We start from the raw sequence: 23,978 nt of genomic DNA, 5'->3' as shown, positions 1-23,978 counted from the left end.
GACCGCTCCCGCAAGCGCGAGCCCAACGATTCGGCCCCATGACTTCGAACTCATGCCGCTCTCCCTTTTACTTCGAGCGCAAGCATACTCACAAAGGCGGCAGCATGAAGCCCCCGAATTCGCGTTCGAGGAGCTGGGCGAACTTCAGCGTCGTGCGATCTTCGAGATATGGTCCGACGATCTGCAGGCCAGCCGGCAGGCCGTCGACCAGCCGACGCGTCGGGATCGCGGTGGCGGGCAGGTTCGCCACCGTCACCAGGCCGGGCCACATCAGATTGTCCATGTAGGGCGTCGCCTTGCCGTTCACGACGATGCGGCGGTCGAACTGCGCCGCCATGTCGAGCCGGGCCACGTCATGCGGGAATGCGACCGTCGGCGTGATCGGACACAGCAGCACGTCATAGCGCGTGAAGAAGTCACGCCAGACGCGGAAGAGATGCTCGCGCTGCTCGGCTGCCGCGGCGAACTCCGCGAGGCTCTGGCCGACCGCGTCGGCCACCATGCGCGGATAGCTGCCCTCGGGCGCCGTCCTGCCGCCCGCAACGATCGCCTCCCGCACCGGCGGCGGAAAGCCGGCACCGATGATGCCGAACAGGGTTTGCATATAGATGCGGAAACTCTGCGCCGGATCGATCGCCGGCCGCGCCGCAGTAACGACCCTGACGCCGAACCGTCTGAGATCCTCGACCAACGCATCGATCGTGGCCGCATAGGCGCTGTCGACCGGATAGGCCGACGCGTCGTTCCAGACCGCGACACGGAAGTCGCTGAGATTGCTGCGGCGGGCGGGCGGCAGATCGATGCGAAACGCGGTCCGCTTCAGCTCCGGCGCGGCGGTGATGATGTCGAGCATCAGTTCCAGGTCGAATGCGCTGCGCGCCAGCGGTCCGGCGACGCCGAGCTCGGGCTGCGACAGGTGACCGGGCGGCGGTGGAATGTGGCCTTCCAGCGGCACCATCCCATGGCTCGGCTTGTGGCCGTACACGCCGCAGAAGTGGGCAGGAACCCGGATCGAACCGCCGATATCGCTGCCGAGCTCGAGCGGCGTGAAGCCTGCCGCGAGCGCGGCCGCCGAGCCTCCGGACGAACCGCCGACCGTCCGCTCGACGTTCCAGGGATTGCGCGTCAGGCCGAACACGGGATTGCAGGATTGATGATCGGCGGCCGCCGGCGGCAGATTGGTCTTGCCGAAGACGATCGCGCCTGCCGCGCGCAGCCTGGCGACAGCCTCGGCATCCGCAGCCGGGCGATAATCGCGCAACTCCTCAAGGCCGCAGGTCGCGGTCATCCCGGTGACCTCGAACGTGTCCTTGATGGTCATGGACAACCCATGCAGCGGACCCAGCGCCGCATCGCGTGCGCGGGCCTCGTCGGCTGCCCGAGCCGCCTTGCGGGCGCCCTCCTCGTCGAGCGCGACCACGGCGTTGACGGCCGGATTGAACTTGCGCACCCGCGCGAGATGCTCGTCCAGCAGCTCGGATGCGCTGATCTGGCCGGCTGCCAGCATTTTCGCAAGCTCGGTTGCCGCGCGATAGGTGACGTCGGTAGCACTCATCAAGTCGTCCTTTCCGAGACGTTCTGCAGCACCACGTCGGGAGCCGGACGCGGCGACGAACGGTGGACGTCGAGCAATCGCACCCCGATCCGATCGCGTAGCACCGGCCAGATGCCACGTGGCGCCACCATCATGACGATGACGGCAATGACCCCGAGCCCGACGAGATACCAGCCCCCGGAGAGCCCGAGCGGGCCGGTCATCAGTTCACGCAGGCCGAAGAAGATCACGACGCCGAGGATCGGGCCCTCGAGCGTACCGATGCCGCCGATGATGACGATGAACATCATGTAGACGGACCAGTTGGGGTCGAACGCCGCCAGCGGCGCGATGTAGAGATTGCCCATGAAGCTGAGCGCTCCCGCAAGACCACATCCCGCCGCCGACAGCACGAAAGCGACGAAGCGGTTGTGCCGGACGTCGACTCCGACGCTCATCGCTGCCAAATCATTGTCGCGCACACTCATCAGACCGAGGCCGAAGCTCGACGTCATCAGCCGGTATAGCGCCGCGATGGTGCCGAGCGTCAGTCCGCCCGCCAGCCAGAACATGATCGGCTCGAACCAATCGAAATCGATCAGCCTGCTGGTGGCCAAGGGAAGACCCGAGGTGCCGCCGGCGAGCGGCGATTTCATCACCAGCGCGCCGATGATCTCCGCGAACACCCAGATCGCGATCGAGAAGTAGGCGTCGCGCAGTCGGAACAGCGGAAAGGCGATCACGGCGGCCACGGCCGCCGCGATCAGCGGCGCCACCGGCAACACCCAGATCGGCGTCACTTCGAGCCAGCCCGAAGTCAGGAACAGCGCATAGGCGCCGAAAGCCACAAACACCTGGTGGCCGAGCGAGACGAGACCCGCATAGCCCGCCAGCAAATTCCACATCTGCGCCATCGTGAGCAGCAGCAAGCATTCGGTCGCGAGCCGCAGAAATCCTTCGTTGAGGACAAAGGGCGCGCCGGCACCGATTGTGACGAAAACGACGGTACAGGCGGCAAGGATGGTCCGTGTCGACATCGGCATCAAGCCTTGCTCGAGACCAGACCCGACGGCCTGATCAGCAGCATGCAGAGAAAAAGCAGGTGCGCGTAGAGCAGTCCCGCATTGGGATCGATCTTCAGTCCGATCAGCTGCGCCATGCCGAGCGCAATGCCACCGAGCAGCGCGCCCCAGAACGAGCCGAGCCCGCCGAGCACGACGACCTCGAACGCGATCAATAGCCGCTCGGCGCCCGAGAACGGCGTAAAGCTCGAGCGTACCGCGAGCAGCACGCCGGCGATCGCGCCGAGCGCAAGCGACAGGCCCATGACATAGTTGTAGACGCGGTCCGGCTTGACCCCGGCCAGCCGGACAATGTCGCGGCGGTCCGCCGTGGCACGCACGATCCGCCCGAATTCCGTACGCTGCAGGATGAACTGCAGCGCCATGAACAGGATCACGGCGAGCACCAGCGTGAGCAGCGGCATGATGCCGATGTTCAGCCCGGCCACCTCCAGGCTCGCGCGCGACAGATCGCCGACCTGCAGGCTGCGCACATCGGCGCCGAACACCTCGACCATCACATTGCGCAGGATCACCGAGACGCCGAAGGTCAGCAGCAGCGGCGCCAGCGGATCGGGCGATTTGGCGACCCGATTGACGATCGCCGCCTGGTAGATCCAGCCGACCACGAATGATACGGCGATCACCGGGATCAGCATCAACAGCGGCGGCACCGACGGAAACAGCGCGGCCAGCAGCACCGCGAAGAACGCGCTCAGCACCATGAACTCGCCATGGGCGATGTTGACCACCCGCATCACGCCGAACACCAGCGCAAGCCCGATGCCGAGCAGGCCATAAAGGCCGCCGAGCATGGCCCCGTTGATCAATGTCTCAACCCAGATCATGTCCCCACCGAATCGCTTGCTAATTGCCGAAATAGGCGTGCGTCAGTTGCTCGGGCTGCATCTCGCGCGCCGGCCCCGTGAGCGACACCCGCCCCTTCAGCAGGCAGTAGACACGCTCGGACGCGGCAAGTGCGCGCTTGACGTCCTGCTCCACCAGCACGACGGCGGTTCCTTCGCCGCGGATGTCGGCGAAGGAACGATAGATCTGCTCGACCATGACAGGCGCCAGCCCGAGCGAGATCTCGTCGCACAGCAGTAGCCGTGGATTGGACATCAGCGCGCGGCCGATCGCGGCCATCTGTTGTTGGCCGCCGGAGAGCTGGCCCGGATAACTCCGCCGCCGCTCTTGCAGGATCGGAAACAGGTCGAACACCCGTCGCAGCGTCCAGTTCCCGGTGCGGCGATTGACGGTGCCCATCAGAAGATTTTCCTCGATCGAGAGCGAATCGAACAACAGCCGCCCCTCCGGCACCATGATCAGGCCGAGCCGCGACACCTGCTCGGCTGGCATACGGGAGATGTCGACGCCGTCGAAATAGATCGATCCCGTGCGTGCCTCGTTCAATCCGACCAGGGCCTTGAGAAACGTGGATTTGCCGGCGCCGTTGGCCCCGACGAGCGCAACGGCTTCACTGTCGCCGACCACGAAGTTCATATCGAACACGGCCTGGAGATCGCCGTAGAAGATCTGCAGGCCGTTCACCTCAAGCAACGCCATCGGCCTTCAGTCCCATGTAGATTTCGCGCACCACGGCGCTGTCCATGACATCCGCCGGCGGTCCCTCCAGAACCTTGCGGCCGAAATTGAGCACCAGGATACGATCCGAAACCGCGCGCAAGGCGTGCGGAATGTGCTCGATCCAGATGATCGCGTGATCAGCCTTGACCGACTGAATGATGGCAACCAGGCGCTCGACCTCGGGCTCGGTCAGGCCGGCCGCGATCTCGTCGAGCAGGATCAATGTCGGCCTGGATGCCAGCGCCTTGGCGAACTCCAGCCGCTTGCGGTCGATCAACGGCAGGGCGCCGGCGAGCTTGTCGGCCTTGGCCGCGAGCCCAGTCCGCTGCAGCACCTCCATCGTCCAGGTCGACGCAGCCTCGCCGGCGAGGCCGGCGCCGTAACAGGCGGCAACCAGCGCATTCTCATAGACCGACAGATGCGGAAACGGCTGCGGAATCTGGAACGCGCGCCCGAGGCCCTTGCGCGCGCGGCGATGCGGCGGCAAGGCGGTGATGTCCTCACCGTCGAGCACGATCGACCCACCGTCGGCCCCGACGAGGCCGACGATCAGGTTCAACAGCGAGCTCTTGCCGGCGCCGTTCGGGCCGATCACGCCGAGACACTCGCCGCGCGCCAGCTCGAAGCCGACATCGTCGGCGACGACGATCTCGCCAAAGCGCTTGCACAGTCCGCTGACGCGCAGGAGCGGTGCCATCTCAGGCGAGCTTGGAGAGCAGCGCGAGGTCGGCCTGCTTCGGGATGAACGGCGCGGTGCCGTTGTGCACGATCAGCAGCTCGTATTTCGACTTGCCACCCTTGGTCTTGCGCCATTGCCCGCCCGACAGCGAGGTCACCGCGACGTTCTTGATTGGAGTGCCCTTGAACTTGACGGGCCCGACCACGGTCTCCATGTCGAGACCCGCAATCGCATCGCGCAGCGAGTTCTTGTCCTTCGGGTCGCTCTTCTGCAGGGCGGCGAGCGCAACCTCCCACAGGGCATGGGCGTATCCGATCGGCTGGGTCCATTGCTTGCCCGTCGTGGTTTCCCATTCCGCGGCAAGCTCGCCGGCGCTCTGTCCGGTCAATGACGATTTGAAGGGATAGGCCGGCGTCCACCATACTTCCGTGGACATGCCGTCGCCGCGATCGCCGAGTGCGTTCACCGCGCTCGGGAACAGGAAGGCTGCTGCCACCGTGCATATCTGCGGCCGGAAGCCTGCCTGCGCGGCCTGATTCCACAGCGTCACCCAGTGATTGCCATAGGTAAAGCCTGAGACGATATCGATGCCGTTGTTCTTGAAGGCCGAGACCTGATTGGTGAAGTCGTCGGTCGCGATCTGGAACTTGCCGGCCGCGAATTCCTGATAGCCGCCCTGCGCGATGCCGGCCGGCAATCCGAGCTTCGGATCGGAGAAGGCCGTACCCGCCGGATTATCGATATAGAGCGTGCCGACCTTCTTGTTGGTGTCGACCGACTGCCACATGCCCATGAAATTCTTCACGACATCGTCGGCGCCCCAGAAGAAATGGAAGCTGTAGGGAAAGCCCTTGTCCGGCGTCGATTTGCGCGGAAACATCCAGCCCTGCCAGGGCACCATGGTCGAGATCGAGGGGATGCCGCGGGCGTCGGACAGTTCCTGCACCGGCGCCTGCGCGTCACCGTCCTCGACCAGGATCAGGTCGCATTTTTCGCGCAGCACCAATTCGCTGGCGACCACCGATGAGCGGTTCGGGTCCGACTGGTTGTCCTTGAAGACGAACTCGACCTGCCAGGTCTTGCCGCCAATCTTCAGGCCATCCTTGACATGCTTCTTGATCCGCTCGTGGATCCAGGTGTCGGGCTCGGCAAACGGCGCACGGACGCCGGAGAGACAGCCGACCCAACCGATCTTGATGGTGTTGCCGGCAGCGTGCGCGATGTTGGGCATCGGCATATTGAACGCCGTGGCAAGCCCGCTGGCGCCGGCGGCCTTCAGCAGACTGCGCCGATTGAACCCGCCTGCCGACGGTAGCTTCGAATTCTTGTTCTCAGTCATGTCCCTCTCCCTCAATAACCGATGAATAAATGCCGCTTACGCCGCCGAGCGTTGGATCGCGTCACGGCTGATCGACGCAAATTTGCACAGCGTGTTTTCGATGATCTCGCGCGGGATGCCGCGCACGATGAAGACGAGGCGCGAGCGGCGATCGTCCGACGGCCAGGCCGCGAGGGTGATCGGCGGATGGAAGACATGCTGCACGCCATGCACCACGACCGGCGTATTGGGCTGCTCGGCGACATGGACAATCGCCTTGAAGCGCAGCAGGTCCTCGCCCTTCAGCGCGGCGACATAATCGAGCCAGCGCGCAAAGGGATCGCGGCGGATCGGCTCGTCGATGATCAGGCTGTAGGACGACACGCCGACGTCGTACGTGTGGTGGCTATGATGCCCGCACGCTTCGCCCTCGCAGTGGTGATGCGCGTGATGATGCGGCTCGTTCGCGGCGATCGACGCCGCCTCGAACCAACCCGCCACATCGGCGGAGCGCGCCGCCGGATCGAACAGTCCGGCATCCAGTACCTTCGCAGGATCGACGATCCCGTTCCGGACCTGGCTCTTCGCCGCGACCGGATTGATCGCCACGAGCCGCGCACCGAGCCGGACCAGCGCATCATCCGGGGCAAGGTCGGTCTTGGTCAGGAGCAGCCGATCGGCGACCGCGATCTGACGCACGGCTTCCGGATGGGTATCCAGCGTGTTCAGGCCATTGACGGCATCGACGGTCGCCACGATCCCATCGATCCGGTAGCGCTCGATGATGTCGGGCACCGTCATCAGCGTGTGCAGCACCGGTACGGGGTCGGCGAGACCCGTGGTCTCGACCAGCACGCGGTGGAACGGCGGAATCGTGCCCGCGGCGCGACGCGATGCGAGGTCCGCGAGCGTCTCGACCAGGTCCTCGCGCACCGAGCAGCAGATGCAGCCATTGTCCAGCAGCGCCAGGCGATCCTCGCTGGCCTCGACCAGGAGATGGTCGAGGGCCACCTCGCCGAACTCGTTGATGATGGCGACGACGCCGTTCAGCGCGGGCTGGCGCAAGAGATGATTGAGCACCGTGGTCTTGCCGCTGCCGAGGAAGCCGGTGAGAACCGTGACCGGGATGTGATCCGCCGCGACCATCGCACTACCCCCGCTCGTACACTTTGCGGCCTTCGAAGAAAGTCATCTCGACCCGCGTATCGGCAAGCCGGTCCGGCGGAATGTCGAAGATCATCTGGTCGAGCACGATCAGGTCGGCCGACTTGCCGACCTCGATCGAACCGATGGTCTGACTGAGCCCCGCCGCGCGCGCGGCATCGATGGTGTAGATGTCGATCACGGTGGCGAGATCGAGCGCCTGCTCGGCCCAGAGCGATTTGCCGGGGAAATCGCCGGTCGGATTTTGCCGTGTCACCATGCCTTCGATGCCCTGCCAGGGATCGGGGATCGGGATCACCGGCCAGTCTGAGCCGCCGGCCATCAGCGCACCAGCGTCCTTGAGATCCTTGTTCGGCCAGAAGCGCTCGGCGCGTTCGGCTCCCATCGCGGCCTTGTGCGCCTCGAGGAAGACGGTCGGGTACCAGATGATGGGCGACAGGTCGGCGGCGACACCCAGTTCGGCGAAGCGCGGGATGTCGTCGGGAGCGATGTAGCTCGCATGCGCGATGTGATGCACCAGTTGGGTCGGACCGTTGAAGCTCCGTACCACATCGACCGCGTCGAGGGCCTGGGTCACGGAAGCGTCGCCCGCGCAGTGGATCTTGGCAGCGAGACCGAGCTTCTCGCAACGACCGATCCACGAGATGAGTTCGGGCACGTTCATCATGGTGGCACCGCGAAAGCAGCAGCCGCGTACGGGATCCGCGACGTAGGGCTCGTGAAAGGCTGCGGTCTTGGCGCCGGGTACGCCGTCGAGGAACATCTTTGCGTAGTCCGGCTTCACATGCACGCTTCGGAACTGCTCGCGCACCTCGAACAGATCCGTGCCGGCCTTGCCGAACATGAAGCCCGGCTCGACCACGGGCATTGCACAGACCGCCCAAGCGGTCAGCTCCCCGCGATCGTCGAGCCCCTTCAACGCGGCCATGATGGGCTCCATGCTGGCCGCGTCTACGAAGGCCGTCACACCATGAGCGTTCAAGACCGAGATCGAACGCGCCACCGCGGCGCGGTCCATCTCCGCGGTGTAGTGTCCGGATGCGGCGAGCGCGCGCTCCACGAGGCCGGACGCAGCCTCGATCATCAGGCCGGTGAGCCTGCCGGACTTGAGGTCGCGCCCGATCTCGCCGTCGGTCGGGTTCGGCGTGTCGTGCCCCACGCCGGCGAGCCGCAGCGCCGCTGAGCTGGCCCAGCGATTGTGATAGCTGTCGTCGCGCAAGACGACGGGGTGACCGAGGCTCGCCGCATCCAGCAGTGCGAAGGATTCCGCGGTGTTGAGATCGGCCAGCAGATTGTTGCCGAACTGGCCACCGACGATCCAGGCGCCCGGCTTCGCGGCGGAGGCGGCCTTGTGGACGGCGTTGGCGATCTTGGCAATGCTGTGGCTCGACGAGAACCTCAGCTCGTAGAGATCGGCCTGGCCGCCCATCATGATGTGATTATGAATGTCGATGATCCCGGCCATCGCCATCCGGCCGCTGAGGTCGATGATCGCCGTGCGCTCTCCAATGAAGGGCGCAATGTCATGCTCCTCGCCGACAGCAACGAAGCGGCCGGCCCTGACGGCAGCGCTCGTCGCCCAGGGCTGCCGCCGGTTCGACGTATATATCCGGCCGTTGCGAAACACCGCGTCGGCAAATGTCTTCTGCATGTCCGTCGAATTCCCGGTTGAAACAGATCGTCCGCGTGCCACGCAGGGCGCATCGCAAAACCGGACGACCTTGCCAGCACGGCGCCGAAGGGTTCGGCATGTCGCGCTCCGGAACAATCAACCATCCGGTGGATGTCCGAAGCGAGCGCCCCATTTTGGCAGGGGAACCGCGATTTCGACCAGCGCAGCTCCCGCACCGCTCGGGTGGTCATCGACGCGATCGCGCCGAGCAAGCCGCTCTGCTTGGTGAACATCGGCCGCTTCGGCGGTGCCGCCGGCGCGTCGGGACCCCAGAGCCGGAACCTCAGGTCCGCGAAGACCGAGTAGCCCTTGGTGATCGAGGCCGTATCGACGCCGGGCGGGCCTGCGGTGCCACCGGACGCGTTCGACCAAAACTCATGCGTTACCCAGGCCGATCGCGGCCGCTCTGCCGGGGCGCGGCTCCTACGCAGGTGCTCAAGGCACAGGTGGACAAGGCTGATCCCGGCGGATCGGCCCGTACTGCCCGTCTACACCTCAAGGCCGGCTACGAACGCCAGAAGGGTACAGGGTGGACGATCCGTGTCTACGGTGACGTCGAGCGCGGTGGTCGGCTCGTCCGCGATCAGGAGCGCGGGCTTGCGGACTAACGCCATCGCGATCATGACGCGCTGGCGCATACCGCCGGAGAGCTGGTGCGGATAGTCGTCGAACCGCCGCTCGGCCGCCGGCAGCTTCACCTTCCGAAGGAGTTCCACCGCGTGTTTGCGGGCCTCGCCTCGGCTCATCCTGCGATGGCGCACGAGGCTCTCCGCGATCTGGTAGCCGACGGTGAGCGCGGGATTGAGGCTCGTCATCGGATCCTGAAAAACCATCGCAAGACGGTCGCCGCGAAGCTCGCGAAGCCTGGATGCCGGAAGCGTCAGAAGATCGGAGCCCTCGAACCTCACCTTTCCCGCGGCCGTGAGCCCGCTCGGGAGTAGACCCATGAGCGCCAAGGACGTCAGCGATTTTCCGCAACCGGACTCGCCGACGACACCCAGCGTCTCGCCGGCGCGGAGACTGAAGGAGATGCCGTCGACGAGGCGATAACCCTCCTCCCCGATCCCGACCGTGAGTCCATGAACATCGAGCAGCGGAGGCGCGAGATCGGAAATTCGTCCTGGAGGACCTTCCATCCCGCCGGACGTCAGCGTCGGCTGAGCGGAATCGGCGCAAGCAAGATCCATGCGCTGCGCGTAGAGCGGTAGACCAAGACTGTACATGACATTCGCTGACAATCACCGGAAGAGGCGCCGATCTCCTTAGAGCGGCCTCAATGTCGGTGGCTTCAGCGTCTGCCAGCAATCAACCGAACGGTGGATGCCGGAGCAAAGACAAGGATTTACGCGGCAAAGCGCCGCGGCTAGGCGGTCGTTTTCGAAGCGAGTCCGTCCGCCGGGCTAATGCGGCCGTGACATCATCGCCACGACGGCCGAGCGGGTCTCGACGCCAAGCTTCTCGAAGATGTGGATCAGATGCGTCTTCACGGTCGCAAGGCCGATGTTGAGACACTCGCTGATTTCGCGGTTGGTTCGTCCGCAGCAAAGAAGTTCGATGACTTCCAGTTCTCGCGAAGTCAGGCCGTACCGTGCAGCCTCTTCCGACGGGGACGACAAACGATTGATCAGGTTGAACTCAAGATAATCGTGAATCTTTTCGGCGATATTCATCGTGCCTTCGGGAATCTTGCAACCCAGGCCCCAAAGCACGCTCATGCCGGCCACGACGCGATCGTTGCGACGGAAGAAGAATTCGATCATGTCGGAGATGCCGCATTGGCCGGCGAAATTGCGGTAGGTCGCAGCCTCTTGCGTACCGCATCGGTCGATGGCGACACTGAGCCGGGCAAAAGACTGATTGCTCGCCGCCCGCGGATGCAGCGGATCGAGCCGATTCATGCCCGCGATATACTGCTCATGGAAGCCGGACGGCACACCGCTGCTCAGCACGAAACGGTTCAGGTTCAGGTTGCCGTCGACCTCGTAGAACGCGGTCGCGGAGCCCTCGAGAATTCCCCGAGCAAACTGAATGGCCTGCGTGGTTGCCGGATCTGATCGGCCCAAAAGCGCAATCATGATCACCTCTCCCGATGTTTCCCGCCAGCGGACATCTCGCGCGTCTCGCAGCCAACGACGCTGGGACAGGCACGCGATTTAGTCAAGCAAAATGCAGGCCACGCGCCGCAGCCGTGGCTTTCCTAGCCAATTCACCTATATGACCTGCCGTCCTCCTCCACCATCCGGTTGATTGCGTGGCTTCCGGTGCGAGATAAAGTCGCGCGCCCACGGCAACAGCTTCCGGGCGGGGGACGCTGCTCGGACGATGGAAGCGTTATTTGGGAGCAAGGGACTTGGACCGGGAATGTCAGCCTGCCCGATGACAAGACCATGGATATCAGCGGAAACTTCTTGCTTATCGCAGAGAAGGACGCCTCCGATTTGCGGATCAAGGCGCACACGTGGAACGTCAACGCGCGCGAACTGAGCGCCTCCAAGATCATCAGCATCCGCTTGATGTGTGCCTGAATGATCGACCAGTTCTCCTGCGTGGCGGCGACGATCAGATCGTGCATGGGCTTTGACCAGCATCATCTTCGTGTGGTGGTGAACAGTAGGCAGCAGTTGCTCAAGCTTCTCCGTGGCGGGCGCGTCGGTGCGTGCGATCGCAAAGGCGATGTCGGCAACCTCGTTAATCAGACGCCCGCATATTGACTCGTCGATGGCAATCCTGGACGGAAAGAAGCGGTAGATATTCGCCGGGCTCATGCCGAGTTCAGCGGCGATTTCGGCCACCGACGTCCTGTGGTGGCCGACGCGGCGAAAGCGCTCTTCGGCCGCTCCAAGAATCCGCGCGCGGGCCTCGTCGGACTCTCTTCCTGTTCGGACCGGACGATTCATTGGAGCAACAGAGCCTTACTCGGCTGCCAATGCTGGTTGCAATTCCGGCTTCTCGCGCGAAGCCTCGTCCTTATTGTCTGCGGTCGGCTTGATCCGAAACCACGCGGCATAGAACGCGGGAAGGAACAGCAGAATCAGGACCGTGCCGACTGCGGTGCCGCCGATCAACGTATAGGCCATCGATCCCCAAAACACGGAATGCGTGAGCGGGATGAAGGCCAGCACGGCGGCCAATGCGGTGAGGATCACGGGCCTCGTGCGTTGCACCGTCGCCTCGATGACGGCGTGATAGTCATCAAGTCCGGCGGCAAGGTTCTCCTTGATTTGTTCGGTCAGGATCAGAGTGTTGCGCATCAGGATGCCCGCCAGTCCGATCAGGCCCAGAATCGCGTTGAATCCGAACGGCTGGTGAAAGATCAGCAACATCGGCACGACGCCGACGAGGCCAAGTGGTCCCGTCAGCACGACCATGGCCATCGTCGAGAAGGATCGCACCTGCAGCATGACGACGATCAGCATGGCGGCAATCATGGCCGGGAAGATCGTCGCCAACGCGTCATTGGCCTTGGTTGCCTCCTCGATCGATCCGCCCAGCTCGATACGATAGCCGGCCGGAAGAGATGCGATCAGGGGCTGCAGGGCCGTCTTGATCTCCTTGGAGACCTCCGGAGGTTGGGTCGCCTCATTGATATCCGAGCGTATCGTGACGACGGGGGTGCGATCGCGGCGCTTCATAATCGGCTCTTCAAGTCGGATTTCCGAATGGCCGACCTGGTCGAGCGGAATCGAACGGCCGTCCCGGCTCATCAACGAGAAATCCGCCAGACGCGCCGGATCGAGCCGCTCGCCACCGGCGCTACGTGCCACGATCGGGACATTGCGGATGTCCTCGCGAACCTGCGTCACGGCGATGCCCGTGAGGAGGAACTGGAGCTGGCGGCCCACCTCGGCCGGCGACAGGCCGATCAGGTTCAGTCGGTCCTGATCCGGGATGAAGCGAAGCACGGGCGTGCGATCGCCCCAATCCCGATTTGCCTGCCGCGCGTCATGAACGCCACGCATAACTTCGAGAGCCTTCTGGGAGATCGCGTACAATTGAGTGGGATCTCGTCCCATGACCCTGAACTCCACCGGGAACGGCGTATAGGGTCCGAACACGAGCTGGGTGACGCGCACATTGCCCTCGGGAGCAAGGCCCTGTGACACGGCCTGCCGGAGCCGGTGCTTCAAAACTTCGCGCGCTTCCGCGTCAGGTGTCAGCACGACGATCTTGGCGAAGGCCGGATCCGGCAGCTCCGGCGCCATCGCGAAGAAGAACCGCGGCGCACCCTGACCGACATAGCTCGTGATGATCTTGGCCTCGGATTGATCGTGCAGCCAGCCCTCGAGCTTCTCGACGGTGGCCGTCGTCGTCTCGATGCTGGTGCCTTCCGGCAAGCGAACCTCCACTAGCACTTCGGGGCGGTCGGAGGTCGGGAAGAACTGCTGCTTGACGCCGCCCATGCCGACGACGGAAAGCGCGAAGGCGACGGCGACGATGCTGCAGGTCAGGAACTTGTGGCGGACGGCGAAGGTGATGAGGCCTCGCAGGCGCTGATAGTTGGGCGTTCCGTAGATCGCGTGATGACCGCCTTCGACCGGCTTGATCGCGGGCAGCATCTTGACGCCAAGATAGGGCGTGAAGATCACCGCGACGATCCAGGAGACGATAAGGGCGAAGCCCACGACCCAGAAGATGTTGCCGGCATATTCGCCGGCGGTCGAGCGGGCGAAGCCCACTGGCAGGAAACCGGCGATCGTCACGAGTGTTCCGGACAGCATCGGCGCCGCAGTGTGGCTCCACGCATAGGCTGCCGCCGAGATGCGGTCCATGCCTTCTTCCATCTTCACCACCATCACCTCGATCGCGATGATGGCGTCGTCGACGAGGAGACCGAGCGCCAGGATAAGGGCGCCGAGGGTGATACGGTCGAAGAACCGGCCGGTCTCCAACATGATGAGGAACACGACGGCCAGCGTCAAAGGAACGGCAGCCGCGACAACGATGCCGACGCGCCAGCCGAGGCTGAGCAGGCTCACCAGCAGCACCACGCCGAGCGCCATCGCGAACTTCATCATGAACTCGTCGACCGCCGAGGTGATGTTGACGGCCTGATCGCTGACCTTGGCCAGGGTCATCCCGAGCGGCAGTGTCCCAGCGATGGCTGCGGACCTGTCCTCCAGCGCCTTGCCGAGCGCCAGACCGTTCCAGCCCTCCTGCATCACCGCCGCGAGCATGATGGTGGGCTCACCCTGGTGTCGGATGATATAGGTGGGTGGATCCTCGTAGCCGCGGCGGACCTCGGCAATGTCGGAAAGCTTCAGCGTTCGCCCGGCAGCGACGATGGGCGTGTCGGCAATCGCCTGGACGCTGTCATAAGCGCCATCGACCCGGATGAAGACCTGCGGCCCCTTGGTGTCGATCGAGCCTGCCGGTGTCACCGTGTTCTGCCGCTGCAAGGCGGCAACGATATCCGTTGCCGACACACCGAGGGTTGTCAGCTTGGCATAGGAAAACTCGACGAAGATTTGCTCGGGACGTTCGCCGAGGATGTTGATCTTCTTGACGCCGGGCACGTGCAGGAGGTCCTGACGGATGACCTCGGCTTGCCTGGCGAGCTCGCGCATCGGCATGCCCTTGGCCTTGAGGGCATAAAGGGCGAAGCTCACATCCGAATATTCGTCGTTGACGAAGGGGCCGAGCACGCCAGAGGGCAGCTTGCGCGCTTCATCTCCCAGCTTCTTGCGGGCCTGATAGAATTCCTCCTGCACGCTCGATGGCGGCGTGCTGTCCTTCAGCGTCACCGTCATGTAGGCATAACCGGGCCGCGTTGTCGTCTCCACCCGGTCGTACCAGGTCAGTTCCTGAATCCGCTTCTCCAGGGGTTCGGCGACCTGGTCCTGCATCTCGCGTGCCGTCGCGCCCGGCCACACGGTGGTGACCGTCAGGGTCTTGATGGTGAAGGACGGGTCCTCGGCACGCCCGAGCATGATGAAGGCGTAGGCGCCTGCGGCCGCCAGCAGGAGGATGAAGAACAGGGTGACGGCCCGCTCGCGGACGGCGAGCGCGGAAAGATTGAAGCTCATCAGTTGCTCCTGGTTTCCGACGCAGTCCGGACGCGAGCGCCCTCGTGCAGGAGATGAGCGCCGAGTGAAACAATCTGGTCACCGGAGTTCGATCCGGAGATAACGGCCGTTTCGCTGGTCACACGCAGAAGCGTGACGGGCTGCAGGCGTACGGTCGAGGTGGCGCCGTCGAAGACCCAAACGCCCGTCGTCCTGCCGTCATCGAGCACGGCTCCCAGCGGCACCTGGAGTTCGGGCTGACTATCCTGGTTTGCAAGCCGAATGGTGACCGTCGCGCCAAGTGGTGCCGCCGCGGCGTCACCATCGAGCACGTAGCGGGCCTCATAGGTGCGGGTCTGCGGATCGGCGGAATCCGACAACTGCCGAAGATGTGCGCTATGGCGGCGCCCTTCGCTCCCATAGAGGCTTGCATCGGCGAGCGAACCGATCGCCGGCCGCATCGTTTCGGGAAGCGCCACCACAGCTTCGCGAGGACCGGACTGTGCCAGCCGAACGACCGTTTGGCCGGCGGAGACCACTTGTCCCGGCTCGCCAAGTGTTTGAGCGACCGTTCCGTCCGCATCAGCCACCAGGATGGAATAGGTTGCCTGGTTCTCGGCGACCCCTGCTTCGGCTTCCGCCGCGGCAAGCTGCGCTTTGGCGGTGTCCGATGCGGCCTTCGCCTGCTCGTAGCGCTGTTTAGACGTCCATCCCTCGTTCACAAGGTTGGCGTAGCGCCGCTCGTCGGCGTCGGTCTGAACGACAACTGCACGCGCAGCGGCGACGGCGTTGCGCTTCGCTGCCACCGCCAAACGTAGGTCGGTTTCGTCGATCCGCATCAGCGCCTGGCCGGATTTGACCTGCTCACCGACATTCACGAGTCGTTCGACGATCTTCCCGGCAACGCGAAAACCGAGATTGCTTTCCACTCTCGCGCCGATGGTCCCGGTGAAACGGCGTTCGGATCCGCTGACGCGCGCGGCCGTCGCCAGACGGACCATCGGGGGCTCCTGCCTCGGGTCGATGACGGCGGAGGCCTCATGCGCGGGAATCGCAAGAGCAACGAAGGTCGCCACCCCCGCCGGCACCAAAACACCAGCGAGCACCGCAATACCCCTCTTCATGTCCGTCTCCTTTGTATTTTAGATTTCGTACGACATCTATATGCGATATAGATGTTGACCACAATCTAATTTTGCAAAATAACGGAAAGGTGATCCCGAAAAGGCGAGATCTTTCGTCGTGCGGCGGCCAAATCCAGCCGCCTCGATTGATAGATTGCATTCGAACTCTATATTGGGTATAGAAGTCGAACGAAATCCAAATGGAGATCCACGATGCGAGTCAGTCGCACTCAGGCGGCCGAGAACCGCCAAACCGTGATCAATGTGGCTAGTCGCCTCTTCAGGGAGCGCGGCTTTGATGGCATCGGGCTCAAGGATCTGATGAACGGTGCCGGGCTGACCCAAGGCGCCTTCTACAAGCAGTTCGCATCAAAAGAGGATCTGGCGGTTGAGGCGTCCAAGCGCGCATTGGAGAGCGCTTCCGGCCGATGGTCGGACGCGGCAGCGGCACATCCTGACGATCCACTCGGCGCAGTGATCTCGTTTTACCTCAGCGGCGACCATCGCGGTGAAAAGATGGACGGCTGCCCGATCGTGGCGCTCGGCTCGGATGCCGCCCGGCAAGGCCCCGAGGTGAAGGCGGAATTCGAAGCGGGAATCAAAGCGCATCTCGATGTGCTCGACCGCTTCATCGCCGGGACCGGCGACGAGGCCTCCCGCGGCAAGGCCATGGCCATTCTCGCGACGATGGTCGGCGCGGTGACGCTATCGCGCGTCGTCAACGACCCCGATCTGGCTCAGGCGCTTTTGGATGCCGCGGCCGAACAGGTTCGCGACGCAGCTGCCGCCTGAAGGCGCGCCCCCTCAAAGCACGGAGAGATCGAATGCTCAGCGTGATCGAAGCCAAACCAAGTTTGCTGAAGATATCGGATAAGCTAAGCGTACGTTTTCAGAAGACCGGCAGTGGGCCTCCGCTGCTCCTCATCCATACGATCCGGACGCAGCTCGAGTATTTCCGCGCGCTTGCGCCCCTCCTCGCCAGATCGCACACGGTCTACGCCATCGATCTCCCGGGCCACGGCCACTCCCCGATCGATTCGGGCGCGAGTTTCGACGAACCCTACTTCAGGCAAGCCGTCATTCGCTTCATCGAGAAACTCAATCTTTCGGACGTCACGATCGTCGGCGAGTCGATCGGCGGCGCATTGGCCCTCACGGTGGCGGCGTCGCTTCCACAGAGCGTGAAGCAAGTCTATGCGATCAATCCCTACGATTACGAGACCCGCTATGGAGACGGTATTCGACGCGGCAACTGGTTTTCGAATTTCATCATCGGAAGCTTGCAAATCCCGGTGCTCGGCGCGATCAATGCATCGCTCGAAAACAAGATCGTGCTCGGCAAGATCATGGGCGGCGGATATCACGATCCGCGCAAACTGCCGGCGGATCTGCTTGCCGAGTTCGGTGAAGTCGCCCGTCGCCCCGGATACAAGCGGGGCGCACGCAAGGTGCTGGCAGGCTGGCGATCCTGGAGCAAAGCACGGGATTATTATCGGCAGATCTCGGCGCCTGTGACGCTCATTTATGGCGACAGCGATTGGTCACGGCCAGATGAACGCGAACGTACGCGCTCGCTGATTCCTGCTTCGAAGATGGTGACACTCAGGAACACTGGCCACTTCTCAGCTGTCGAGAATCCGTCGGAGCTGGCTCGCGTGATTTTGGCGACGGAATGACCTCAATGGTCAACCACAGCAGTGCGCAGTGATGTTCAAGCGCTTTTGGCAGGTCATGAATGAGTGGGCCGAGGACCTCAGTTCTTCGCCACTTTTAGTTCCTCGATTCGAGAGTGGCGTACTAGGCCGCGTACTCATAAACCGTCGGCGATGTCCGCTGTCCTCCGATCCCGACCGCCCTTGTGCAACTGCAGAAAATGTCGCGATGGGCCAAGAGGCGACACTGTATGAAAGAGGTCGCCAACAGTCCATTGAGCGACTGCCCGTTCAGGGTCAAAATGACCGTTCACTGGCCTAGGTAACACTTGGCTGCCAGGATCAAACTCGTGTCACCTCGTCGCGAAGCGACCTCACCTGACGACGATACTCGTCCGAGGTTGCGTTGAGCGACAGGCCTCTCCGACGCAACCGTACGGTCGAAAAAAGTAACGAAAAAAACAAAGCGAGTAGACCTATATAGAGAATGTCCCCGGCGCCTTTCCCCATCAAGAACCCAGCTAGACTGACGCCAAGCAGAACTTGCAGAGCAGTGGTTAGAATGTACGGCAAGCGATTCACGGCGCCTTCGGCGCCTCCCATCAAAAACCCAGCTAGATTGGCGCCAAGCAGAACTTGCAGAGCAGTGGTTAGAATGTACAGCAAGCGATTCATTGAGCGGCCTGATTTTTGTGGTTGCGCAACAAATATGACACAACCTTGAGCCAAGTGTCCATCCGCGAGCTTGCGCAGCTTGTCCTCAGTTCGCAGTCCGCTATGGGTCATAAGCGGCGGGTGACGCCAGTGCGGCCTGGCGTCTGGTCTACCTCCCATAGCCGACATCTCGATGGCTTGAGTATTTATTCGGCTTAGGGCCAAGAAGCGACATCCGGATCGGCATTTGGCACCGGAAGAAGGCCTAGTACCAAGAAGCTGGGTTCGGCGCGAAGTTTTCTGGGTTATGTAGCGCTCCGAGCGCACGCCAAACTCTGCAGCACTTCGACAGGACGGAAGCTCACTAAGTCCACCCGGTCGAGAAAGCCTGTGATTGGCTCCCAATTTGGTAGGAGAGCCATGAGGGCCAGCCCCGGGTCAGGCAAGGCACCCGATAGCGTCACGTGAGGCACCCAAGCTCCCGGTCGATAATGCGCATGAGCATTAAGGTCGGGAAGTGCGGTTTGTATGGCCTGATGCCGGGCAAGCAACTCGGCCGTAACAACGGGCACCGCCCATAGAACGACGCCGCCCGCCGGAAAAGCACCTAATCCACTCAAGCGAACAGGAAGGGCCTCCCAATTTCGGCATGTATCTTTAAGCGCGGTGCGTAGCCTGTTGAGGGGTGTTTCGTCGGGGTAGATCGCCAGGGTGATATGCGGAGCGTAGCCAAGTTGGTAGCGATCGGCGTCAATTCCGTCGGCTGCCAGCTTGCGCCACATCGCTTCGATAGGGACAGCGCTGATGGGATCAAAGCGGAGTGTAATCGCGAACGGCATGGCGCGATACTAACAGTGCCTAGCCGCGCACAGCAACTCGCTCATTGCTCGTCCGACGTCTGAATCCGCCGCTCTGGGCAGCGAAGCGAGCGCAGCCTCGCGTCCGATTTTCTACAGCAGTATCGGTCGGCCTTTGATCGATCCCGAGCTGATGATCCGAATGCTCTTAGGAAGCTGCCAGAGTGCGTTGGACTTAGGGTCGGAATAGGTACGTACAAGCTTGCCAAGCCGCCAAGTTAAAGGCCAAAGACGTCACGGCCCCTGCAAATATATGCAGTCGCAACGTGCGTGAATTTCGGCTGATCCCAAACAAGGATGCAAACGACCCCGCGATCAAGCCACAAATCCATGAAGCCCAAGGCCCTATGGTTACGGCCACCAGCTCAAAATAGTTTCCATAGATTTCGTGCGACTTGATCTTAAACAAATATGTGTAACCAAGGGTGACGTCCGGATGGACTGGGCGATGAGAATACAACAGCAATCCGCTCAATATGAAGCAGAAGAAAAAGCTGCCGACGCCAAGTCCTGCGACAAATACGGCCAGTCGTTGATACCCTTTCCAGTTCAGGTTCGAACATCTCGCGTCAAGCACACCTGATTGATCCATCGCAAGGACACCCGGCGAATCAGCTACGGGGCAACAGCGGACTTCTTAGGTGATTTCCAGATTATTCAATGGCTGGCCTCGGATGAAAAGCGGCGACTTCTGCCGCAGAGCTTGAGCTCGCCACAATGTCATGAGCTCTGCAAGTTCCTCCGCAGAGATGTTGAAGCCGCCCAACATCAACCAGGGCTGTCCGGGGGTGGCCTCGTATCTCACAAAATTATTCTTTCCGCCAAGGCTCATGAATCGAACGCAATAGAACCTCGTCACATCGTGCCAATTCAGACGGACAGTGCGAAGCCGACTGCGCAGTTCAAAGCCGGTGGCATCAAGAGTCAGCACTGGGAAGCCTTTGATGGCGACGAAAGCGCAGAACGCGCTCATCAGGCTGGAGCCCCACAGAACGGTCGCACCCTGTCCAGTAACGGTCATCCGATAGCCAGCGGCCACACCAAACAGACTCCCTAAAGTGAGCGCCACAAAGCGCCACGGGGGCTGACGAAGGGCAATGGGCCCTGGATAGCGCGCTGCGATATCTGCCGCCCCTTCGGTTGGTGCCCCCCAAAATTGCCGGTTGGCCGTTAGCGGTGGTTTTAGCCACAAGCTGAAGAGGATGATTGTCGTCCCCATTAGCATCAGAATCAGACCGGTCATAGCCGCGCCCTTGCCTATGGCCTTTGTGGGTCGATCCAATCAGGAGACCGATCCTAACTTTGGTTGCAGGATTAATTTGAGCCAATCGGAGGAGGGGCATCGGTAACGAACGTGATGCCGACCAAGTGAGCCCGAGGATGGCTGCCGGTTCGTGACGGAGGTCCAAACCGCGATCTGTAAGGTTCATGTCAGCAACTGCGCTCAATATCTTCAGCGCGCTCATCTGGCCCATCAGGGCGTATCACTCATACCTTACGCCAACCTGTATCGAGGAAAGTTTAGCCAGCGATGGCCTACAGGTTTTTCTGGATATAACAGAGCCTGCAACCGAAGATGGGCTAACCGATACCTGCGATTTCAAACGCGATCTTTGTAATCTGCTTGGCCTGATATGAACGGGGCTTCCGACTAGGGCGTGTACTCATAAACCCGATCAGCCCGCGCGGAGGTAGGCCCGTGTCCGTTTAGGCTTCAAGACCGAACATCGCCAGTTCGCCCTAGCTAGTCCGCTAAGGACCACAAGCGGGCTTCTTTGGAATGCAAGGTGTGCGGACCGCAACACAGTTAGCGGTTAGTACATGACCATACAGCGTATGGTTAAAAGGAAAGGAAGCTGGGAGACCACAGCGTTGAGGATGCACACACGGATCATACCGTACTCAGTCGGCACCGGGATTGCATTTATGAAGGACTCCGTCGCGTTTCGAACACACCAGTCCCATCGAACCACCATGAAGCAATTGATGGCCAAACATGGAGCGGTCCACCCAAGCAGCAAAATCCAGAGCGGGGACCAACTAGGGCAAGCCTTTGGAGGGTCGAGCAACAGCCATGTCGCCACTGTCGATGCTAAGAGAAGCAGGGCAATCAAAGTTGCAACACGAGCCGTGTTCATTCTAAACGTTTATCTCGGCTGGTGAATGTCCGCAATGGGTCTTGGCTGTGTGAAAACGCGAAGACGCTCAATCGCGATAGAAGAAGTTATTCGTCCAAGACCGCGTTAGTCGCTCAACGCGCAAGCGAATTCAACTTAGAGATCGAACTGAAAAACATCATTCTTTGTCGAGCTTCGATTTTTGAGTTTTTACACAGCCAGGGTCAAAGGCTGAAGAACTCAGGACGAGCGCAACTGGGCTGCTTTACCCCTGCTCGCAAGCCACGCGTTGCATCCGCGTGTCTGGAATGATCACTCCTCGCTTGGTGGTCGAGCCCAAGCCAACAACTGCAAATCCATGACGGTCATAGAACTCTTCTGCTCCGAGCACAGACTTCACGACCGAAATGATCGCCCCCCTCCGCGTGGCATCCTCAACACATGCGGACAGGAGAGCCGACCCTATGCCGCGACGCTGGAAATCGGGATGCACGAAAAGCGAGAGCAATTCGTCCTCTTGCCAACAGGCATAACCGATCACCAGCCCAGCATCGTCGGCGACGAAAAAGCGTTCGCCAGCTGCCGCTGCCCGGAGATAGCCCTGAGGCGTCCGACCCGCCATCCATGCCTCTATCTGATCGCGGGTATAGCGGCCCAATAGTGTGCGTTGGAGGCAAATGCCGTGGATGGCATGAATTGCGTCAGCATCGCTCGGCGCCATGGCGCGGACTATCATTACAGTTGCCCCTGCCAAAAGTTCGTAGCTCAATAGTCTCCCTTCAAAGTAGATCGTAGTCGAATCCTAAACCGGAATACTGCAAGCAAACTTAGCACCCTTTCGGCCGCTTTGGGTCACAAGCAGCGTTGGACGCCAAGGTCGGATCGGCGTCCGGTTTGCCCCTGACAGTCGACATGACACGCGCTCAATCGACCTTCGGCTAAGGGTCAAAACCGGAAGTGGTCATTGCGGCGAAGTGAGCGAGGGCTAGTTTCAGACCTTAGATTCTGAGCCGGGTCCGGGTTCTTGGCCAGACCATCCTGGTTAGGATCGTCTGAAGAGCGCCCCAGCGAAATCATACGGTCATCATGCATGACGGCGGACTGCCTACCGAGTGTGGCGCCTGGCGACGATTTGCAGACCGTCGGCCGGACAGTCTCGGCTTTTAGGCGCGTCGGTTGGGAACACACATTATCTCTTGGTTTGCGGCGCGGCACCTCCCGTCCAGTTCGCAGCCGCTTCAAAATTATCCGCCGAGTCGACATCGGCCGTGTCAACAGCGTATGAGCAAACCCACGGCTTTTGCGTCAACAATGACATTCGGAGTATTTCCGGTCGTGGGCACCAGCGGTTTGATGTCGATCGACCTGGGGTTACGGGGCGCCGTCATCGCATTGTGCCTGCTGCTCGCAGCCATGGCGCTGCGCGATCGCCGCGACAGCACGGCCGCGCTGCTGGGCGCCGCGCTCGCGATCGGCGCTGCAGCTTCGATGATCTGCTCGGCGCCGACGTTCCCGCGGCCATTTGCGTGGTGGGGCCTCTTGCTGCTCGCGTTGTCAAGCGCGAACTCTGTCGTGTTCTGGCTATGGGCGCGTGCTGCCTTCGATGACGATTTCGTGCCACGGGCTTGGCATGGCGTCTTGTGGGTGGCCGTCGCCGTCGCACAATGGCTGGACGCCAGCGGCATCACACGATCGGCCGCGTTTGAGCGTGCCATCGAACGCACACTGCCGTTTACCTCTCTCGGCCTGGCGTTGTTGGCGGTGGCGCAGACGCTTTTCACCTGGCCCGCTGACCTGGTGCAGGGCCGACGTGGGCTCCGGCTAGTCGTCTTGATTGGAGCTTCTGCCCAAACCGTTCTCAACTATTATGTCAGCTTCTTGCAGCAGCCCTCGATTCCCACTTTTTCCATGACCAGCGTCGCCAACGCGTTCACTCTGTTGGTGTTGGTCGGCGTAAGCGCGTGGAATCTGCTGGAGGCGGGGACGCGGAAAGGCTCGATCCTGCTGCCCGCGACAAATGTCCCCTTGGACGCGCCAGCCAAGGCATCTGACGATCAGGGCAAGCCTGCCGCGATTGAACCGGCTCTCTTGCGCCGGTTAGAACAGCTGATGACCGTCGAGCGCGTCTACCGGCGTGAGGGGTTGACCATCAGATCCCTATCCGCCGAGCTTGGCGTGCCGGAATACCGGCTGCGGCAGCTCATTAATGAGGGCCTCGGCTACCGCAATTTCAATGCGTTTCTCAACCACTACCGGATCGAGGAAGCCAAGGCAGCGCTGGTGGACCCCGAACAAGTGGAAGTCCCGGTGCTGACGATTGCCATGGACACAGGTTTCCAGTCGATCGGGCCGTTCAATCGCGCCTTCAAGGCCGCGACAGATTTAACCCCAACCGAATTCCGCCGTCTCGCAATGGCGGGAAATGCAGCCCCGGGACACGACCAATCGAAGATCGGCCAGTCGAATTGAGGAATCGGCCAGCCAGATTGCAGGAATCGGCGAGAAGGAATTGAAAGCATCTGACAGATTGAGGCAATCCTTCTCGCAATAGCTGCGA

General features: G+C 61.9%; 19 protein-coding genes. 3 read left to right on the top strand and 16 right to left on the bottom strand.

The genetic code is table 11. The features are described from left to right. Positions 1–88: 88 nt before the first annotated feature. The 13 genes from NLM27_RS40375 to NLM27_RS40315 all read right to left on the bottom strand — a co-directional run bounded on the left by NLM27_RS40375 (position 89) and on the right by NLM27_RS40315 (position 16,141). On the bottom strand, positions 89–1,555 hold the full coding sequence (locus NLM27_RS40375; protein ID WP_254148553.1) for an amidase: 1,467 nt from the start codon (positions 1,553–1,555) through the stop codon (positions 89–91). Continuing rightward, entirely contained in the window at positions 1,555–2,571 is a 1,017-nt protein-coding gene (locus NLM27_RS40370; protein WP_254148552.1) for a branched-chain amino acid ABC transporter permease, read from the bottom strand. Before NLM27_RS40370 ends, NLM27_RS40375 begins: the two co-directional genes overlap by 1 nt. Before the next feature lie 5 nt (positions 2,572–2,576). Then, positions 2,577–3,443, bottom strand: a complete 867-nt coding sequence (locus NLM27_RS40365) for a branched-chain amino acid ABC transporter permease (protein ID WP_254148551.1) — start codon at positions 3,441–3,443, stop codon at positions 2,577–2,579. A gap of 19 nt (positions 3,444–3,462) precedes the next feature. Further along, a complete protein-coding gene (locus NLM27_RS40360) occupies positions 3,463–4,161 on the bottom strand; it encodes an ABC transporter ATP-binding protein (RefSeq protein ID WP_254148550.1) in 699 nt (232 codons plus the stop codon). Continuing rightward, a complete protein-coding gene (locus NLM27_RS40355; RefSeq protein ID WP_254148549.1) occupies positions 4,148–4,879 on the bottom strand; it encodes an ABC transporter ATP-binding protein in 732 nt (243 codons plus the stop codon). The genes NLM27_RS40360 and NLM27_RS40355 overlap by 14 nt, the downstream gene beginning before the upstream one ends. Before the next feature lies 1 nt (position 4,880). Continuing rightward, positions 4,881–6,200 carry an ABC transporter substrate-binding protein gene (locus tag NLM27_RS40350; protein ID WP_254148548.1) on the bottom strand — a complete coding sequence of 440 codons (1,320 nt, stop codon included), beginning with the start codon at positions 6,198–6,200 and terminating at the stop codon, positions 4,881–4,883. Positions 6,201–6,236: 36 nt separating this feature from the next. Then, positions 6,237–7,325: a GTP-binding protein gene (locus tag NLM27_RS40345; protein ID WP_254148547.1), complete on the bottom strand. Its 1,089-nt coding sequence runs from the start codon at positions 7,323–7,325 to the stop codon at positions 6,237–6,239. A 4-nt stretch (positions 7,326–7,329) separates the two neighbouring features. After that, a complete protein-coding gene (locus NLM27_RS40340; protein WP_254148546.1) occupies positions 7,330–8,994 on the bottom strand; it encodes an amidohydrolase in 1,665 nt (554 codons plus the stop codon). Between the two features lie 509 nt (positions 8,995–9,503). After that, positions 9,504–10,238: an ABC transporter ATP-binding protein gene (locus NLM27_RS40335; RefSeq protein WP_309144783.1), complete on the bottom strand. Its 735-nt coding sequence runs from the start codon at positions 10,236–10,238 to the stop codon at positions 9,504–9,506. A gap of 177 nt (positions 10,239–10,415) precedes the next feature. Continuing rightward, positions 10,416–11,090, bottom strand: coding sequence for a response regulator transcription factor (locus NLM27_RS40330; protein ID WP_254148545.1), 675 nt, complete (start codon positions 11,088–11,090; stop codon positions 10,416–10,418). Between the two features lie 135 nt (positions 11,091–11,225). Then, complete coding sequence (locus NLM27_RS40325; RefSeq protein ID WP_254148544.1) at positions 11,226–11,912, bottom strand: TetR/AcrR family transcriptional regulator; 687 nt, start codon at positions 11,910–11,912, stop codon at positions 11,226–11,228. Positions 11,913–11,927: 15 nt separating this feature from the next. After that, positions 11,928–15,038, bottom strand: a complete 3,111-nt coding sequence (locus tag NLM27_RS40320) for an efflux RND transporter permease subunit (protein WP_254148543.1) — start codon at positions 15,036–15,038, stop codon at positions 11,928–11,930. Continuing rightward, positions 15,038–16,141 (bottom strand): efflux RND transporter periplasmic adaptor subunit, encoded by a 1,104-nt coding sequence (locus NLM27_RS40315; protein ID WP_254148542.1) that lies wholly within the window; start codon positions 16,139–16,141, stop codon positions 15,038–15,040. Before NLM27_RS40315 ends, NLM27_RS40320 begins: the two co-directional genes overlap by 1 nt. Positions 16,142–16,354: 213 nt before the next feature. On the opposite strand from NLM27_RS40315, the gene NLM27_RS40310 reads away from it, so the two are divergent. Both NLM27_RS40310 and NLM27_RS40305 read left to right on the top strand, forming a co-directional pair. Next, positions 16,355–16,933, top strand: coding sequence for a TetR/AcrR family transcriptional regulator (locus tag NLM27_RS40310; RefSeq protein ID WP_254148541.1), 579 nt, complete (start codon positions 16,355–16,357; stop codon positions 16,931–16,933). Positions 16,934–16,965: 32 nt separating this feature from the next. Next, complete coding sequence (locus NLM27_RS40305) at positions 16,966–17,817, top strand: alpha/beta fold hydrolase (protein ID WP_254148540.1); 852 nt, start codon at positions 16,966–16,968, stop codon at positions 17,815–17,817. Positions 17,818–18,752: 935 nt separating this feature from the next. Here the strand turns inward: NLM27_RS40305 and NLM27_RS40300 are convergent. The 3 genes from NLM27_RS40300 to NLM27_RS40290 form a co-directional block, all read right to left on the bottom strand. Then, the gene (locus NLM27_RS40300) at positions 18,753–19,286 is read right to left on the bottom strand and encodes a 2'-5' RNA ligase family protein (RefSeq protein WP_254148539.1); all 534 of its coding nucleotides are present in this window, start codon (positions 19,284–19,286) and stop codon (positions 18,753–18,755) included. 655 nt (positions 19,287–19,941) lie between these two features. Continuing rightward, positions 19,942–20,547 carry a hypothetical protein gene (locus NLM27_RS40295; RefSeq protein WP_254148538.1) on the bottom strand — a complete coding sequence of 202 codons (606 nt, stop codon included), beginning with the start codon at positions 20,545–20,547 and terminating at the stop codon, positions 19,942–19,944. A 1,139-nt stretch (positions 20,548–21,686) separates the two neighbouring features. Then, positions 21,687–22,190 (bottom strand): GNAT family N-acetyltransferase, encoded by a 504-nt coding sequence (locus NLM27_RS40290; protein ID WP_254148537.1) that lies wholly within the window; start codon positions 22,188–22,190, stop codon positions 21,687–21,689. Positions 22,191–22,774: 584 nt separating this feature from the next. Here NLM27_RS40290 and NLM27_RS40285 point away from each other — a divergent pair. Continuing rightward, the gene (locus tag NLM27_RS40285; RefSeq protein WP_254148536.1) at positions 22,775–23,890 is read left to right on the top strand and encodes an AraC family transcriptional regulator; all 1,116 of its coding nucleotides are present in this window, start codon (positions 22,775–22,777) and stop codon (positions 23,888–23,890) included. Positions 23,891–23,978: the final 88 nt, after the last annotated feature.

Source organism: Bradyrhizobium sp. CCGB12 (genome assembly GCF_024199845.1).
Taxonomy (GTDB): Bacteria; Pseudomonadota; Alphaproteobacteria; order Rhizobiales; family Xanthobacteraceae; genus Bradyrhizobium.
This window is presented reverse-complemented; position numbering and strand designations above follow the sequence as displayed.